We start from the raw sequence: 14446 nt of genomic DNA, 5'->3' as shown, positions 1-14446 counted from the left end.
TCCATGTCGTACGTCGTTCGTCGTGTAGGCCAGGCCGTCCTCGTCTTGGTCCTGGCCTACACGGCGGCCTATCTGCTGCTGGCCGCCCTGCCCGGCGACGCCGTGCTCGCCCGCTACGGCAGTCCGGAGCTCGGCTTGACGCCCGACCAGATCGAGGCGATCCGCCAGTCTCTGGGTGCCGACCAGCCGCTGATCGTGCAGTACGCTCGCTCGATCGCCGGCTTCCTGACGGGCGACTTCGGATACTCGGTGGCCAGCGGCGCGGCGGTGTCCGACCTGATCGTCACCGCCCTGCCGCCCACCCTGACCCTCGCCGTGCTGGGGCTCGCCCTGGCGGTCGTGCTCGCGGTGACGATCGCCTTCACCGCGACCTACGGGGGTGGCAGGCTGTTGCGGCGCGTGTGCCGCGGCATCCCCCCGCTGTTCGTGTCGCTGCCGGTGTTCTGGATCGGGATCATCCTCATCCAGGTCTTCTCGTTCCGGCTCGGCCTGGTGCCCGTGATCGGCGCGAACCCTGTTCAGGCGTTGATCCTGCCCGTCATCACCCTGGCGATCCCGATCGCCGCCCCTCTGGCGCAGGTGCTCATGCGCTCGATCGACGAGGTGCGCGAGCAGCCGTTCGTGACGGTCGTGCGTGCGCGTGGCGCGAGCACGTCGTGGCTGCTGTGGCGAAACGTCGCTCGTAACGCGCTGCTGCCCACCCTGACCATGGCCGGCCTGTTGTTCGGCGAGCTGGTCGGCGGGGCGGTGGTCACCGAGACCGTCTTCGCCCGAGCCGGCATCGGTCAGCTGACCGCGCAGGCCGTCGCCGACCGCGACACCCCGGTGCTTCTGGCGGTCGTGGTGATCTCCACCGTCGCGTTCGTGGTGATCAACCTCATCGTCGACCTGCTCTTCCCCGTGCTGGACGCGCGGCTGCGGACCGCGGCATCCGCTCGGCGCGGCGCCGTCCGGGCGGATGCCGCGGAGCGGGCCGTCGACGACCTCGTCGATGCCGAGGTGGGCGGACCCACCCGCGATCTGTCCCGTGGAGGCACCGCATGACCGTCTCGTCTCCTGCGGCCGACCGCGACGTCGTGACCGCAACCGGCGCGGGCCGGGTCCGGGCGCGCCAACTCTGGTCGCGCGCCAGCTTCGTCGCCCCCGCGCTCGTCGTGGTCGTCGCTCTGCTGTGGGCCGTCTTCCCGGGCCTGTTCACCGCCCAGAGCCCGACCGAGACCGCGGCCCTCGCGCTGCAACCGCCGAGCGCCGAGCACTGGTTCGGCACCGACGCGACCGGACGCGACCTCTATGCGCGCGTCGTCTACGGCGCCTCGCAGTCGATCATCGGCGCCCTCATCGCGGTTCTGGTGGGCCTGGTGGTCGGCACGACCGTGGGTCTGGCCGCCGGATCCATCCGCGGCGCCGTCGATGAGGCGCTCATGCGCGTCATCGACGTGCTGCTCGCGATCCCCGCACTGCTGCTGTCGCTCGCCGTCGTCATCCTGCTCGGGTTCGGCACCACGAGCGCCGCGGTCGCGGTCGGAGTCACCTCGATCGCCGTCTTCGCCCGGCTCGCGCGTTCGCGGGTGGTGAGCGTCCGCGTCACCGATTTCGTCGAGGCCGCGTACGGCTCCGGCGGCACCTTCTTCGGGGTGCTGTGGCGGCACATCCTGCCCAATTCGCTGACGCCCGTGATCGCCCTCGCCGCCCTCCAGTTCGGCTCCGCCATCCTGCAGATCTCCACTCTCGGCTTCCTCGGCTACGGGGCACCGCCGCCCACCCCAGAGTGGGGTCTGCTCATCGCAGAAGGCCGCAACTACGTCGCCACCGCGTGGTGGCTCACGGTGCTGCCCGGCCTGGTCGTCGTCCTCGTCGTGCTGTCGACCAACCGCCTGAGCCAGGCCCTTCGAGGAGGGGATGCCGCGTGAGCACCGAGCCTCTGCTGTCGATCCGTGATCTCCAGGTGCGGTACCGCACCCGCCGCGGCGATGTCGACGCCGTCCGCGGAGTCTCGTTTAACGTCGAGGCGGGCTCCGTCACCGCCCTCGTCGGCGAGTCGGGGTCGGGCAAGAGCACGGTCGCGCAGGCCGCGATCGGTCTGCTCGCGTCCAACGGCTTCGTGTCGGGCGGCAGCATCCGCCTCTCCGAACGCACCGACGGTGTCACCGACCTCGTCGGCCTGCCCGAGCGGCGCTGGCGAAATCTTCGTGGCCGCTGCATCGCCCTCATCCCGCAGGACCCGGGCAACTCCCTGAACCCGGTCGCGACGATCGGGTGGAGCGTCGGCGAGGCGCTTCGCATCCACGGCTGGACCGACCGCTCGAAGATCCGGGCGCGCGTGCTCGATCTGCTCGAGCGCGTGGGTATCGACGACCCCGAGGCCCGGGCGCGGCAGTACCCGCACGAGCTGTCGGGCGGGATGCGCCAGCGTGTGCTGATCGCCGCGGCGCTGGCGCTGCGTCCCGAGTTGATCATCGCCGACGAGCCCACCAGCGCGTTGGACGTGACGGTGCAGCGCACGGTGCTGGACCTGCTCGATGAGATCCGCACCGAGACGGGGACCGGCATCCTGTTCATCACGCACGACCTGGCCGTCGCCGCCGACCGGTCCGACGCGCTCGTCGTGATGCGCCGCGGACGCGTGGAAGAGTCGGGCCCGACCGCCGAGGTGCTCGCGGCCCCCGGTTCGGCCTACACGCGCACTCTCCTCTCCGATGCGCCGTCGCTCGCGCGCGTCGTGGAGCGGGCAGCGCCCACTGCCCCGACCCTCGCCGCCGACCCCCTGGTGGAGGTCGCGGGCCTGACGCAGGAGTTCCCCCGCCCCGGCCGCTCCCCGCTCGTCGCGGTCGACGATGTCTCGTTCACCGTGGCGCGGGGAACGACGCACGCGATCGTCGGGGAGTCGGGATCGGGCAAGACGACCACGGGTCGCTCGATCGCGGGGTTCCACCGCCCGACCGCCGGTCGGATCGACGTGGCGGGCACCGAGGTCACGGCGCTGGCCGGTCGGCGCGCCCGGCGCGCCTTCCATCGCACCACACAGCTGGTGTACCAGAACCCCTACGCCTCGCTCGACCCGCGGCAGAGCATCGCCGAGATACTGACCGAACCGCTGCGCAATTACGGCATCGGTTCCCGCGCGGAACGCGCCGACCGGGCATCCCACCACCTCGAGCTCGTCGCACTCGACCCCGATATCGCCACTCGACGTCCGCGGGAGCTGTCCGGCGGACAACGACAGCGCGTGGCCATCGCGCGGGCGCTGATCGTCGAACCCGAGCTCGTGGTGCTCGATGAGGCGGTGTCGGCCCTCGATGTGACGGTGCAGGCGCAGATCCTGCGCCTTCTCGCTCGCCTCCAGGCCGACCTGGGGCTGACCTACGTGTTCATCTCGCACGACCTCGCCGTCGTCCGTCAGGTCGCCGACACCGTGTCGGTGCTGCAGCGGGGGCGTCAGGTCGAACACGGGCCCGCCGCTCGCGTCTTCGACGACCCGCAGCACGAGTACACACGTCAGTTGCTCGCGGCCATCCCCGGCGCTTCGCTGCGTGCGCACCTGTCGTCCGAGGACCCGGATGCCGCTCCCCCCATTCCCCACCCCAAGGAGGTCCTCCGATGACCGGCCCCCGCCTCGGATTCTTCAGCCGCGTGCTCGAGACCGCGAGCGCAGCCGACCGCTACCGGTTCGCGATCGAGCAGATCGCGCACGCGGAGCGCAGCGGCTTCGCCTCGGCCTGGCTCGCGCAGCACCACTTCGGTGAGACCGAAGGTGGGCTGCCGTCTCCGTTCGTCCTCCTGGCCGCCGCGGCCGAGCGTACGAGCCGCATTGCGCTCGCGACCGGGGTGGTCACCCTCCCGCTCGACGATCCGCTTCGCGTCGCGGAAGACGCCACCGTGCTCGATCAGCTCAGCGGGGGCCGCGTGCAGCTGGGTCTCGCCACGGGCGGCACTCCGGCATCCTTCGCCGCGTTCGGGCGTGAGTCCGACCGCCGCCGCGAGATCTTCGCCGACCACTTCGACGTACTGCTGGACGCGCTCGAGGGGCGTGGCATCCGAGGATCCGACTCCCTGCTCTACCCGAGCGGCGGCGACCTGGCGGCGCGCATCTGGCAGGCGACGTTCTCGGTCGACGGCGGTCGCCGTGCGGGCGGGCGTGGCGACGGACTCCTGCTCTCGCGCACGCAGCCGCGCAGCCCCGAGACCCCCGGCGCACCGCTGCACGACCTCCAGCTGCCGATCATCGCGGCCTACAAAGCGGCGCTGCCCACCGGCGCACCCGTGCGCGTGCTCGCCTCGCGCACCGCGCTGGTGGTCGACCCCGAGAACCGCACCCGGGCGCTCGAGCTGGCCGGTGACGGCCTGCGTCACCTGGCGCGCACGGTGCTCGGCATCGACACCGACAGGGTCGGACTCGACGAGCTCGTGCGCCTCACCGACACCCACGTCGGCACGGTAGACGAGGTCGTGGACTCGCTTTCGGCCGATGAGACGCTGACGGCCGTGAGCGACGTGTCGTTCCAGGTGCACTCGATCGCCGCGCCCCATGAGCTGACCCTGCGGTCGCTCGAGCTGTTGGCCGGAGAAGTCGCACCCCGACTCGGTTTCGACGTCGGACCGGATGCCGCCGACGCTCTGCGCCACGCCCACCACTCACTCGCCACCACCTCCGTGGAAGGATCCGCATGAGCACGCCCTCCGCCGACATCATCGATCTGCTCGCCGGGATCCGTCCGGGCGATGCGCTCGACGCCGTCCGCTCCCGTCGCCCGCAAGCGCGCGAGAACGCGCAGCGCAGCTTGGAGGCCCTGCTCGAACCGGCCACGCCGGGCGACTTCCCGCTCGCCGAGCGATACGCGGTCGCGGTGTTCGTCTCGGCGCTGCACGGCTTCACTGCCGCGACGGACTTCTACGGCGACCTCCTCGGCGACGAGGCGGCGGGGCTCCTCCCCGTCGTGACCGAGACCGCGGCCGCCGCGAGCACCCCGGGTCCGTTCGGGCAGTACCGCGAACCGGGTCTCGCGGCGGAGTCCACCGACGGTGAGCGGTGGGCCCCCGAGGCCCGCGTGGCCGAGGGTCTCGGCATCCGTCTCTCCGCCGCCCTCGCGCACGCTCATCTGCTGGTCGTGCGCCCGCGCGAAGCGCGTCCCGAAGCCCTCCGACACCTGGTGGATGCCGGGTGGAGTCCGGATGCCATCGTCTCGCTGTCGCAGCTCGTTGCGTTCCTGACGTTCCAGCTGCGCCTCGCGTGGGGGCTGCGCGTGCTCGCCGCGGCCCCTGCCCCCGTGGACGCGCACGCCGCCCACGCATCACCATCCGCCGCCCGCGTCTCGCTCGTTGAAGGAGCCTGAGATGACCGACGCCGTCACCGAGTACCCCGACCTCGCTCGTCCGGAGGCCTTCACCCAGCGCAGCCTCGGCTGGGTGCCGTGGCTGTCGCCCGTCGCCGAAGACCAGCTGACGGACGCGCAGCGCGATGCCCTCATCGAGCCGGCCCGCGCGAAGATGCCCTATTTCCGACTGCTCGCGCGCGACCCCGAGGCGCTCCGCGCCCGCACCCTGACCGACCTCGACATCTTCTACAACGTCGACGGCGGCATCGGCCGGGCCGAACGCGAGCTCGCGGCTGCCGCCACCTCGCGCCGCAACGGGTGCGTCTTCTGCGCCTCCGTGCACGCGGCCTCCGCCACCCGCGAATCCGGACGAGAAGAGGACGTGCAGCGCCTGCTCGACGAGGGAGTAAATGCCGACCTCGGCGATGAGACGTGGAACGCGGTCGTCGCGGCATCCGTCGCCCTCGCCGACACCCCCCTGGCGTTCGACGAGGCCGACATCGCGCGTCTGCGCGCGGCGGGCCTCGACGACGCCGAGATCGTCGACGTGATCGGCGGCGCCGCCTTCTTCAACTGGGCGAACCGGCTCATGCTGTCGCTCGGCGAGCCCGAAGTCCCCTCCCGACAGCAAGGACGGCCATGAGCATTCCCCGCCTTCTCGACCACGTCGTCATCGCCGGCCCCGACCTCGCGTCCGTGATCGACTGGTTCGCCGAACGCACCGGCGTCGTCGCGGCTCCGGGCGGCGCGCACCCCACGGGCACGGCGAACGCGCTCGTCGCCCTCACCGTCGACGGTCGACGCGGTCCGCAGTACATCGAACTCATCGGCCCCGACCCCGACCGCGCTCAGCCCGCGCTGCCGACGACGTTCGGCATCGACACGCTGACCGAGCCGCGAGTGCAGGCGTACGCGGTGCACCCGTCCGACATCGACGCGACCGTCGCCACGGCCCGGGCGGGCGGCTACGACCCGGGCGACGTGAGCGACCTGTCGCGGCGCACGCCCGACGGCATCCTGCTCGAATGGCGCCTCACCCGCGGCGAGAATCACCGCAACGACGTCCCCTTCCTCATCGACTGGGGGCACACTGCCCAGCCCGGTCTCAGCGATATCCCGACCATCGAGCTCGTCTCGTTCGTGCGCGTCGAACCCGACCCGGCGGCGCTGACCGGCATCCTCAGCGCCCACGGGTTGGGCGACGGTGTCGCCGAGGTCGTCGAAGGAGAGGTGGCGTCGTACCGCCTCACCCTCCGACGCGCGGACGGAAGCTCCGTAGAACTCTGAGGGCGGCCGTCGCGGACCCGGGAGATCTCGAAGCAGCCCACTCACTCCGGCAGCGACGCCCGCTCGATCGATGGGTCGTTCCGCGTCGGAATCAGCAGTGCCAGCACCAGGGCGATCGCGGCCGCCCCGATGCCCATCAGGAACGACACCTGGAACGCCTGCGAGGTGGGCACGCGGGTGTCGCCGCTGCCGGTCGACAGGGTCGCGAGCACGACGCCGACGATCGCCGCGGCCGTGCTCGTCCCGAGCGAGCGCGCGAGAGCGTTGAGGCCGTTCGAGGCGCCGGTCTCGCTCGGCGGCACCGCGCGCATGATGAGCATGGGCATGGCGGCGTAGCCGAAGCCGATGCCGAAACCGATCAGGATGTTCGCGACGACGAAGTGCCACACCTCGGTCGAGAAGATCAGGCTGAAGCCGTAGGCGAGGATCAGCGAGATCGAGCCGGCGACCAGCAGGACGCGGGGTCCGATCGTGCGAGCCAGGGTGCCCGAGATCGGCGAGAGCACCATCATCACCAGGCCCGACGGCATGACCACGAGGCTCGCGGCGAGCAGCGACAGGCCGAGACCGACGCCGGTCGCGAGCGGCAGTTCGAGCATCTGCGGGTAGGCGACGTTCGAGGTGAAGAGGGCGAAGCCCATCGCGACGGACGCGAGGTTGGTGAGCAGCACCGGTCGGCGCGCGGCGACCCGGAGGTCGAGCAGGGGGTTGTCGACGCGGAGTTCGTACCAGCCCCACACGAGCAGGATCAGGATGCCGCCGACGGCCAGGCCGAGCGTGAGCGGCGACGTCCAGCCCCACGAGTTGCCGCGCGAGACGGCGAGCAGCACACCGATGAGACCGATCGCGAGGCCGGCGGCGCCGAGGTAGTCGAAGCGGCCGGCGGTACGCAGCACGCTGACGGGGACGATCCAGAGGATCAGCGCGAACACGACTGCGCCCAGGCCCCCGGCGATCCAGAACAGCCAGTGCCAGTCGGTGTTCTCGGCCACGAGCGCGCTGATCGGCAGGCCCAGGGCGCCGCCGACGCCGAGCGTCGCGCTCATGAGGGCGATCGCGCTGTCGACGCGGTTCTCGTGCAGCACGTCGCGCATGATCGAGATGCCGAGCGGCACCACGCCGACCACCGCACCCTGCAGCGCGCGGCCGACGATCATGCCGATGATGCCCGTCGATAGGGCGGCGACCACCGAGCCGAGGATCATCACGACCAGCAGCAAGAGCACGATGCGGCGCTTGCCGTACATGTCGCCCAGGCGCCCGGCGATGGGGGTGATCACGGCCGCCGCGAGCAGCGTCGAGGTCACGACCCAGGCCGTGTCGTCGCGCGAGGCGTTCAGCAGCTGGGGAAGCTGCGACTGGATGGGCACCACGAGGGTGAACATGAACGACGAGCACAGGCCCGCGAGGGCCAGGATCGCGACGACCAACCCCTGGGGGCTGTTCCGGGACAATTTCTTACGCGCGTTTTCATCCCGTGACATCACCGTCCAGACTATCCGCGCGGTCGAGCGTCCCGGGCGGCGCGATCATGGTGCACGGGTCGGCATCCGTCCAGTCGGTTACCCCGCATGACAGCCCGTTACCGGCCGTAACGCCTCGACTTCGGCATCCGCTGTGTCCGTGGTGGCCTGGAGCTATGACTTCTCGCACCTCCCGCCTGGCCACGATCCTCGGCGCCTCCACCGCTGCCCTCCTCCTCACCCTCACCGGTTGCGCCGGGGGTGCCCAGGGCGGTGACGCGTCCCGCCTCGTGCTCGGAGCCGACGACGGCAACGAGACGCACTGGACGGTGCTGAAGCAGAAGCTCGCCGACGAGGGCATCGACCTCGAGGTGCGCACCATCAACGACGGCGTGCAGCTCAACCAGGGCGTGCAGGACGGCGAGCTCGACGGCAACCTCTTCCAGCACCTCATCTACCTGTCGCAGTTCAACGTCGAAAACAATGGCTCGCTCGTGCCGGTCGGCGCGACCGCGGTGTACCCGCTCGCGCTGTACTCCGAGCAGTACACCGACGTGAAGGACCTGCCCGAGGGCGCGAAGGTCGCGATCCCCAACAACCCGACCAACCTCGCCCGCGGCCTGCTCAACCTGCAGAAGGCGGGACTGCTCACCCTGAAGGACGGCGGCAACGCCCTCTCGACCCCGGCCGACATCGTCTCGACCAAGGTCGAGCTGCTGCCCGTCGACACGAACCAGACCGTGACCGCGCTCAAGGACGGCAGCGCTCAGGCCGCGATCGTCAACAACACGCAGGCGCAGAAGGGCGGGCTCGGCGACGAGCTCATCATCTTCAAGGAAGACCTGAACAACCCGCAGCTCGCGCCCTACATCAACGCCTTCGTCACCCGCGACGACAAGAAGGACGACCCCCGCTGGGAGAAGCTCGTCGCCGCGTACCACTCGCCCGAGGTCGAGGCCGCGGTCACCGAGCTGAACCAGGGCAACCTGCAGTTCAAGACCGAGTGGACCGGCGCGCAGCTGCAGGACGAGCTGACGAGCCTCGAAGACGCCCTCAAGGCCCAGAAGGGATGACCGCGGTCATCGAGCTGCGGGGCGTCACCAAGAGCTTCCGCACCGATCGCCGCTCCACCACCACCGCGGTCGACGACGTGTCGTTGACCGTGGAGGAGGGGTCGATCGTCGGCGTCATCGGATACTCCGGCGCCGGCAAGTCGACCCTCGTGCGCCTGCTGAACGGCCTCGAGCAGCCGACGTCGGGCACCGTCGAGGTGCTCGGCGTCGACGTAGGAGCAGCGTCCGAGGCGAAGCTGCGCGACCTGCGGCGCCGCGTCGGCATGATCTTTCAGCAGTTCAACCTGTTCACCTCGCGCACGGTGGCGGCCAACGTCGCCTACCCGCTCAAGGTGGCGGGCTGGAAGAAGGCCGACCGCGACAAGCGCGTCGCCGAGCTGCTCGACTTCGTCGGCATCGGCGACAAGGCGAAGCAGTACCCGCGGCGCCTGTCGGGCGGGCAGAAGCAGCGCGTCGGCATCGCCCGCGCGATCGCCACCGACCCGCGGATCCTGCTCGCCGACGAGGCCACGAGCGCCCTCGACCCGCAGACCACGGCCGAGGTGCTCGACCTGTTGCGCGAGATCAACCGACGCCTGGGCATCACGATCGTCGTCATCACGCACCAGATATCGATCGTGCACGAGCTGTGCGACCAGGTGATCGTGATGGAGGGCGGCCGCGTCGTCGACAGCGGCGACACGTACCGCGTCTTCGCCCACCCGCGCGCCGAGCTGACCAAGCGCTTCGTCGCGGCGGTCACGCAGGGCGTCCCGTCGGGCGAGGCTCTCTCGGCGCTCGCCGCGGGCGGGGGAGACCTCGTCAGCGTCGAGGTGAACGAGTTCTCGAGCGAGGACGTCTCGAACGTGTTCCACCGGCACGGCGCCCGCCATTCCGTCGTCTACGGCGGCGTGACCGACGTGCTCGGCAAGCAGCTCGGCACGCTCACGTACCGGGTGCACACCGAGGATCTGGATGCCATCGTGACCGAGCTGCGCGCGCACACCGACGTCGTCGTTCCCACCGTGGAGGCCCGCGCATGAACAAGTGGGACACCCTCACCCCGGTGCTGATCCAGTCGATCGGCGAGACCGTCTACATGGTCGCGGTCTCGCTGCTCATCTCGGGCCTCGCGGGTCTGGTCATCGGCGCGCTGCTGTACGCCACGCGGCCGGGCAACCTCTTCGAGAACCGTGTGGTCTTCGCCGTCGCGAACCTCGTGATCAACCTCATCCGCCCGATCCCCTTCATCATCTTCCTCACCGCCGTGGCCCCGGTCACGCGCGCGGTGACGGGGACGACCCTGGGGACGGATGCCGCGATCGTGCCCATCACGATCATGGCCACGGTCGTGATCGCCCGCGTGGTCGAACAGAACCTCGTCGCGGTCGACCCCGGCACCGTCGAGGCGGCTCGGGCCGTGGGTGCGCGTCGTATCGGCGTGCTGTTCGGCGTCGTCATCCCCGAGGCTCTGGCGCCGCTGATCCTCGGCTACACGTTCATGTTCATCGCGGTCGTCGACATGTCGGCGATGGCCGGATACATCGGCGGCGGCGGCCTCGGAAACTTCGCGATCATCTACGGCTACCAGCAGTTCAACCAGCAGGCAACGTGGGTGACCGTGGCGATCATCGTCGTCATCGTGCAGGCGGGGCAGCTCATCGGCAACGCGCTCGCGCACCGCATCCTGCGCCGCTGACGAAAGCCGCCGCCCGCGGCGCGTCAGCGCTCGGCCCGGGCCTGCGCCGCGGCGGTGCCCGCGCCCGTCTGCCCTCGAGTGTCCAAAACACCCGGACGACTTCCGAAACCGTCCGGGTGTTTTGGACACTCACGCGTACAGGACGGCGCGTGCCCGACCCCGGGAACGCAGCGAGCGGCCCAACCCGGGCGGCCCCGCTTACGCTCGGTAGATGAGCCTCCCCCGCACGCTCGCCCGCTGGCTCCTCGGTGCCGCACTGCTCTTCACCGGCACCGCGCACCTCACGTTCGCGCGCGACGACTTCGTCGCTCAAGTGCCGTCGTGGCTCCCGCTCCCGGTCGATGTCACGGTGGTGGCATCCGGGGTCGTCGAGATCGCGCTCGGGCTCGCGCTCGTCGTGCTCAGCCGCTGGCGCGTGACCGTCGGGTGGATCGTCGCGGCGTTCTTCGTCGCGATCTTCCCCGGCAACATCGAGCAATTCGTGCGGGGCACCGATGCGTTCGGTCTCGACACCGATCTCGCCCGCGGCATCCGGCTGCTCTTCCAGCCCCTGCTGGTGGTCTGGGCGCTGTGGTCGACCGGAGCGTGGCGGGCGTGGCGGATGAGCAGACGAACCCGCGATCGCCGAGTCTCTCCCGGAGGCTGATCCGCGCTCGACTCGAACGCGCCGGCCTCAGCGGCGATCCGCCTCCCCGCGCAGTACCTCGACGAGCACGTCGAGCCCGCGGTGGGCGTCGGCGTCGCCGATCACGGCGGGCGGCACGACGTGCACGCGGTTGTCGGCGGTGAAGCCCAGCACGCCCTTCTCGAGCATTGCGGCCTTGATCGCGCCGATGCGCGCGGCGGGCAGCGGCTCGCGGGTGACCTGATCGGCGACGAGTTCGACGGCCCAGAACACACCGCGGCCGCGCACCTCGCCGACCAGCGGTGACTCCTCCGCGAGCTGGCGCAGGCGCGGGCCGATGACGTCCGCGCCGATGCGACGGGCGTTCTCGATCACGCCCTCGTCGTCCATCGCCTGCTGAGCGGCGACGATGGATGCCGCGGCGAGCGGGTGACCCGAGTACGTCAGGCCGCCGGGGAAGACGCGGTCGTCGAACACCGAGGCCACGGCATCCGAGATCACCACTCCACCCACCGGCACGTATCCGGAGTTCACGCCCTTGGCGAAGGTGATGAGGTCGGGGCGGACGCCGAACGCGTCGAACGCGAACCACTCACCCGTCCGGGCGAAACCGGCCATGACCTCGTCGAGGATGAGCAGGATGCCGTAGCGGTCGGCGATCGCGCGGACGCCCTCGAGATAACCGGGCGGGGGCACGAGCACGCCCGCGGTGCCCGGGATCGTCTCGAACAGGAACGCCGCGATCGTGTCGGGCCCTTCGGCCTGCACGGTGCGCTCGAGGTGCCGGAGCGCACGCTCGCACTCCTGCTCGGGGGTCTCGGCCCAGAACTCCGACCGGTAGAGGTAGGGGCCGAACACGTGCACGTGGCCGCGCGAGTACTCGTTGGGCATGCGACGCCAGTCGCCGGTCGCCACGATGGCCGAGCCGGTGTTGCCGTGGTACGAGCGGTAGTGCGACACCACCTTGTCGCGGCCGGTGGTCAGACGGGCCATGCGGATGGCGTTCTCGTTGGCATCCGCCCCACCGTTGGTGAAGAAGACCTTCGAGAACCCCGCGGGAGCCCGATCGAGGATGAGTTCGGCCGCGTGCGCGCGCACCTCGCTGGCGTGCGCGGGGGCGACGGTCGTCAGCTGTGCGGCCTGCTCCTGGATGGCCGCGACGACCTTCGGATGCTGATGCCCGATGTTGACGTTGACCAACATGCTCGAGAAGTCGAGGTAGCGACGGCCGTCGGCATCCCACACCTCCACGCCGGAGCCGCCCGCAAGGGGGAGCGGAGCGAGGGTGCCCTGGGCCGACCACGAATGGAAGACGCTCGTGCGGTCGCGGTCGCTGATCTCGGCGTTGCGGGTCGTGGTGAGGGGAGTCGACATGCCCCCAGTGTGGGCGCGCCGCGTCACAGCGGGGAGCGCCGATATGTCGGTAATCTCATCGAACGATCGACAGTTTGGCCCGCCATGCCCGCGACCCTCCGCACGCTCCTCGATGACCGGTCGTTCCCCCTGCGCGTGCTGACCCGACAGGACGACGAGGCGCTCGACCGCCCCCTGTCGTGGGTGCACAGCTCCGACCTGCTCGACCCCACGCCGTACCTCGAGTCGGGCAACCTCCTGTTGACCAACGGGGCGCAGTTCGCCTCCGATCCGGATGCCGCGGACGCCCTGGCCTACTGCCGGCGCCTGCGCGAGCACGGGGTCTCGGGCCTCGGCTTCGCGACCGACATCATCCACGACCGCGTGCCCGAGGCCGTCGTGCGCGCGGGAGAGGCCGCGGGCCTGCCGATCGTCGAGATCGCCGATCGGGCTCCGTTCATCCGCATCATCCGCTTCGTCGCCGACATCATCGCTGCCGACGGGGCCGCGCGGCTGTCGTGGCTGCTCGACGCCCAGCGCCAGGTGGCGCGTGCCGCGGTGCGCGACGACGGTCTGCGCGAGATCCTCGCCACGCTCTCCCGGCTGCTCGACGCGTGGGTCGAGCTGTACGACCCGGTCGGCGGTCGGCTCTCGTCTCCTGGCCTGCGCGCGGCGCCGCCCGAGGTCGAGGCGGAGGTCGGCCGTGACGTGCGGCGACTGCTGGAGCGGCGCACCGCGGCGAGTCTCGTCGTGCCGTCGGCCGGTCATGCGCTGGTACAGACGATCGGGCAGAGCGGGCGGCTGCGCGGCGTGCTCGCGGTGGGCGGGCCCGAGCCGCTCGACCCGGCTGGGCGCGACCTCGTGGCCTCGGTGGTGGCCCTGGCGAGCATCGCGCTCGAGCAGCAGCGCGGCGTGCAGTCCGCCCTCCGCGGCGTGCGCGCCGGGGTGATCGACCTGCTGCTCGACGGGCAGGGCGATACGGCGCGTCGCGTGGCGGATTCGGCGCTCGGCGGCCTGCCCGCCGAGCCGCACCTCGTCGGAGTGGTGCGTGGAGCCGGGGCCGTGCCGGGACTGCTCGACGAGCTCGATCTCGTCTCGAGCGACCCCTCGCGCCTGTTCTCGGCGGAGCGCGAGGACGATGTCGTCGTGCTGGCGGCCGACGGGGCGGCGTCGATGCTCACCGCGCTCGCCGAGCGACGGGGTCTGCGCGTCGGGATCGCACGTCACGAAGCGGGCGATGACCTCGCCGAGAACTTGCGACGCGCATCGCACGCGGCCCGTGACGCCGCGGTCGGCACCCTGCGCGCCTACGACCAGCTCGCCGGACGCGGTCTGGTCGGCGCGCTCCGCGACCGCGGGGGCGAGGTGCTCGCGCGGTCCCTCTTGCAGCCGCTCGACGCGCTCCCGGCCGTCGAACGCGCGCGCCTGCGAGATTCGGCGCGGGTCTGGCTCGACGCCAACGGCGCCTGGGATCCCGCGGCGCGGAGTCTCGGCATCCATCGGCACACCCTGAGGGCGCGCGTGGCGCAGCTGGAGCAGGTCCTCGGGCTCGACCTGTCGAGCTTCGCCGCGCGGGCCGAGCTGTGGGCCGCGCTCGAGCTCGAGGGCTGAGTTCCCGGCCGATCGATCCCGTCGCCGCGGGACCGTCCTGCGGA

General features: G+C 71.1%; 14 protein-coding genes. 12 read left to right on the top strand and 2 right to left on the bottom strand.

Annotation, left to right across the window (positions count from 1 at the left end; all coding sequences use genetic code 11):
* Nucleotides 1-3 precede the first annotated feature (3 nt).
* Genes J2X55_RS01850 through J2X55_RS01820 form a run of 7 tightly spaced genes read left to right on the top strand, consistent with a single transcriptional unit; the run spans nucleotide 4 to nucleotide 6599 of the window.
* Nucleotides 4-1044, top strand: a complete 1041-nt coding sequence (locus tag J2X55_RS01850; protein ID WP_309821633.1) for an ABC transporter permease — start codon at nucleotides 4-6, stop codon at nucleotides 1042-1044.
* Nucleotides 1041-1910, top strand: coding sequence for an ABC transporter permease (locus J2X55_RS01845; protein WP_115916623.1), 870 nt, complete (start codon nucleotides 1041-1043; stop codon nucleotides 1908-1910). Before J2X55_RS01850 ends, J2X55_RS01845 begins: the two co-directional genes overlap by 4 nt.
* The gene (locus tag J2X55_RS01840; protein WP_309821632.1) at nucleotides 1907-3601 is read left to right on the top strand and encodes an ABC transporter ATP-binding protein; all 1695 of its coding nucleotides are present in this window, start codon (nucleotides 1907-1909) and stop codon (nucleotides 3599-3601) included. Before J2X55_RS01845 ends, J2X55_RS01840 begins: the two co-directional genes overlap by 4 nt.
* Nucleotides 3598-4668, top strand: coding sequence for a putative FMN-dependent luciferase-like monooxygenase (locus tag J2X55_RS01835; protein WP_309821631.1), 1071 nt, complete (start codon nucleotides 3598-3600; stop codon nucleotides 4666-4668). Before J2X55_RS01840 ends, J2X55_RS01835 begins: the two co-directional genes overlap by 4 nt.
* Nucleotides 4665-5330 (top strand): CMD domain protein, encoded by a 666-nt coding sequence (locus J2X55_RS01830; protein ID WP_309821630.1) that lies wholly within the window; start codon nucleotides 4665-4667, stop codon nucleotides 5328-5330. Before J2X55_RS01835 ends, J2X55_RS01830 begins: the two co-directional genes overlap by 4 nt.
* A 1-nt stretch (nucleotide 5331) precedes the next feature.
* Nucleotides 5332-5955 (top strand): alkylhydroperoxidase domain protein, encoded by a 624-nt coding sequence (locus tag J2X55_RS01825; RefSeq protein ID WP_309821629.1) that lies wholly within the window; start codon nucleotides 5332-5334, stop codon nucleotides 5953-5955.
* Nucleotides 5952-6599 (top strand): VOC family protein, encoded by a 648-nt coding sequence (locus tag J2X55_RS01820; RefSeq protein WP_309821628.1) that lies wholly within the window; start codon nucleotides 5952-5954, stop codon nucleotides 6597-6599. The genes J2X55_RS01825 and J2X55_RS01820 overlap by 4 nt, the downstream gene beginning before the upstream one ends.
* A gap of 41 nt (nucleotides 6600-6640) precedes the next feature.
* Here J2X55_RS01820 and J2X55_RS01815 read toward each other — a convergent pair whose 3' ends face one another.
* Nucleotides 6641-8083, bottom strand: coding sequence for an MFS transporter (locus tag J2X55_RS01815; RefSeq protein WP_115916634.1), 1443 nt, complete (start codon nucleotides 8081-8083; stop codon nucleotides 6641-6643).
* A 155-nt stretch (nucleotides 8084-8238) separates the two neighbouring features.
* Here J2X55_RS01815 and J2X55_RS01810 point away from each other — a divergent pair, with 155 nt between their 5' ends.
* The 4 genes from J2X55_RS01810 (at nucleotide 8239) to J2X55_RS01795 (ending at nucleotide 11459) form a co-directional block, all read left to right on the top strand.
* Entirely contained in the window at nucleotides 8239-9135 is an 897-nt protein-coding gene (locus J2X55_RS01810; protein WP_309821627.1) for a MetQ/NlpA family ABC transporter substrate-binding protein, read from the top strand.
* A complete protein-coding gene (locus J2X55_RS01805; RefSeq protein ID WP_309821626.1) occupies nucleotides 9132-10157 on the top strand; it encodes a methionine ABC transporter ATP-binding protein in 1026 nt (341 codons plus the stop codon). Before J2X55_RS01810 ends, J2X55_RS01805 begins: the two co-directional genes overlap by 4 nt.
* Nucleotides 10154-10813 carry a methionine ABC transporter permease gene (locus J2X55_RS01800; RefSeq protein ID WP_115916640.1) on the top strand — a complete coding sequence of 220 codons (660 nt, stop codon included), beginning with the start codon at nucleotides 10154-10156 and terminating at the stop codon, nucleotides 10811-10813. Before J2X55_RS01805 ends, J2X55_RS01800 begins: the two co-directional genes overlap by 4 nt.
* A gap of 211 nt (nucleotides 10814-11024) precedes the next feature.
* Nucleotides 11025-11459, top strand: a complete 435-nt coding sequence (locus J2X55_RS01795; RefSeq protein ID WP_309821625.1) for a hypothetical protein — start codon at nucleotides 11025-11027, stop codon at nucleotides 11457-11459.
* A gap of 27 nt (nucleotides 11460-11486) precedes the next feature.
* Here the strand turns inward: J2X55_RS01795 and J2X55_RS01790 are convergent, their stop codons facing one another.
* Nucleotides 11487-12812 carry an aspartate aminotransferase family protein gene (locus tag J2X55_RS01790; protein WP_309821624.1) on the bottom strand — a complete coding sequence of 442 codons (1326 nt, stop codon included), beginning with the start codon at nucleotides 12810-12812 and terminating at the stop codon, nucleotides 11487-11489.
* Nucleotides 12813-12896: 84 nt separating this feature from the next.
* On the opposite strand from J2X55_RS01790, the gene J2X55_RS01785 reads away from it, so the two are divergent.
* Nucleotides 12897-14402: a PucR family transcriptional regulator gene (locus J2X55_RS01785; protein WP_309821623.1), complete on the top strand. Its 1506-nt coding sequence runs from the start codon at nucleotides 12897-12899 to the stop codon at nucleotides 14400-14402.
* Nucleotides 14403-14446: the final 44 nt, after the last annotated feature.

The organism is Microbacterium sp. 1154 (assembly GCF_031455375.1).
Classification (GTDB): domain Bacteria; phylum Actinomycetota; class Actinomycetes; order Actinomycetales; family Microbacteriaceae; genus Microbacterium.
Note: the sequence above shows the minus strand (reverse complement) of the source record. Positions and strands in the feature narration are given on the sequence as shown.

Coding starts and splice junctions, on each gene's coding strand:
- J2X55_RS01850 (WP_309821633.1), top strand. CDS start 4: ATGTCGTACGTCGTTCGTCGTGTAGGCCAGGCCGTCCTCGTCTTGGTC.
- J2X55_RS01845 (WP_115916623.1), top strand. CDS start 1,041: ATGACCGTCTCGTCTCCTGCGGCCGACCGCGACGTCGTGACCGCAACC.
- J2X55_RS01835 (WP_309821631.1), top strand. CDS start 3,598: ATGACCGGCCCCCGCCTCGGATTCTTCAGCCGCGTGCTCGAGACCGCG.
- J2X55_RS01830 (WP_309821630.1), top strand. CDS start 4,665: ATGAGCACGCCCTCCGCCGACATCATCGATCTGCTCGCCGGGATCCGT.
- J2X55_RS01825 (WP_309821629.1), top strand. CDS start 5,332: ATGACCGACGCCGTCACCGAGTACCCCGACCTCGCTCGTCCGGAGGCC.
- J2X55_RS01820 (WP_309821628.1), top strand. CDS start 5,952: ATGAGCATTCCCCGCCTTCTCGACCACGTCGTCATCGCCGGCCCCGAC.
- J2X55_RS01815 (WP_115916634.1), bottom strand. CDS start 8,083: ATGTCACGGGATGAAAACGCGCGTAAGAAATTGTCCCGGAACAGCCCC.
- J2X55_RS01810 (WP_309821627.1), top strand. CDS start 8,239: ATGACTTCTCGCACCTCCCGCCTGGCCACGATCCTCGGCGCCTCCACC.
- J2X55_RS01805 (WP_309821626.1), top strand. CDS start 9,132: ATGACCGCGGTCATCGAGCTGCGGGGCGTCACCAAGAGCTTCCGCACC.
- J2X55_RS01800 (WP_115916640.1), top strand. CDS start 10,154: ATGAACAAGTGGGACACCCTCACCCCGGTGCTGATCCAGTCGATCGGC.
- J2X55_RS01795 (WP_309821625.1), top strand. CDS start 11,025: ATGAGCCTCCCCCGCACGCTCGCCCGCTGGCTCCTCGGTGCCGCACTG.
- J2X55_RS01790 (WP_309821624.1), bottom strand. CDS start 12,812: ATGTCGACTCCCCTCACCACGACCCGCAACGCCGAGATCAGCGACCGC.
- J2X55_RS01785 (WP_309821623.1), top strand. CDS start 12,897: ATGCCCGCGACCCTCCGCACGCTCCTCGATGACCGGTCGTTCCCCCTG.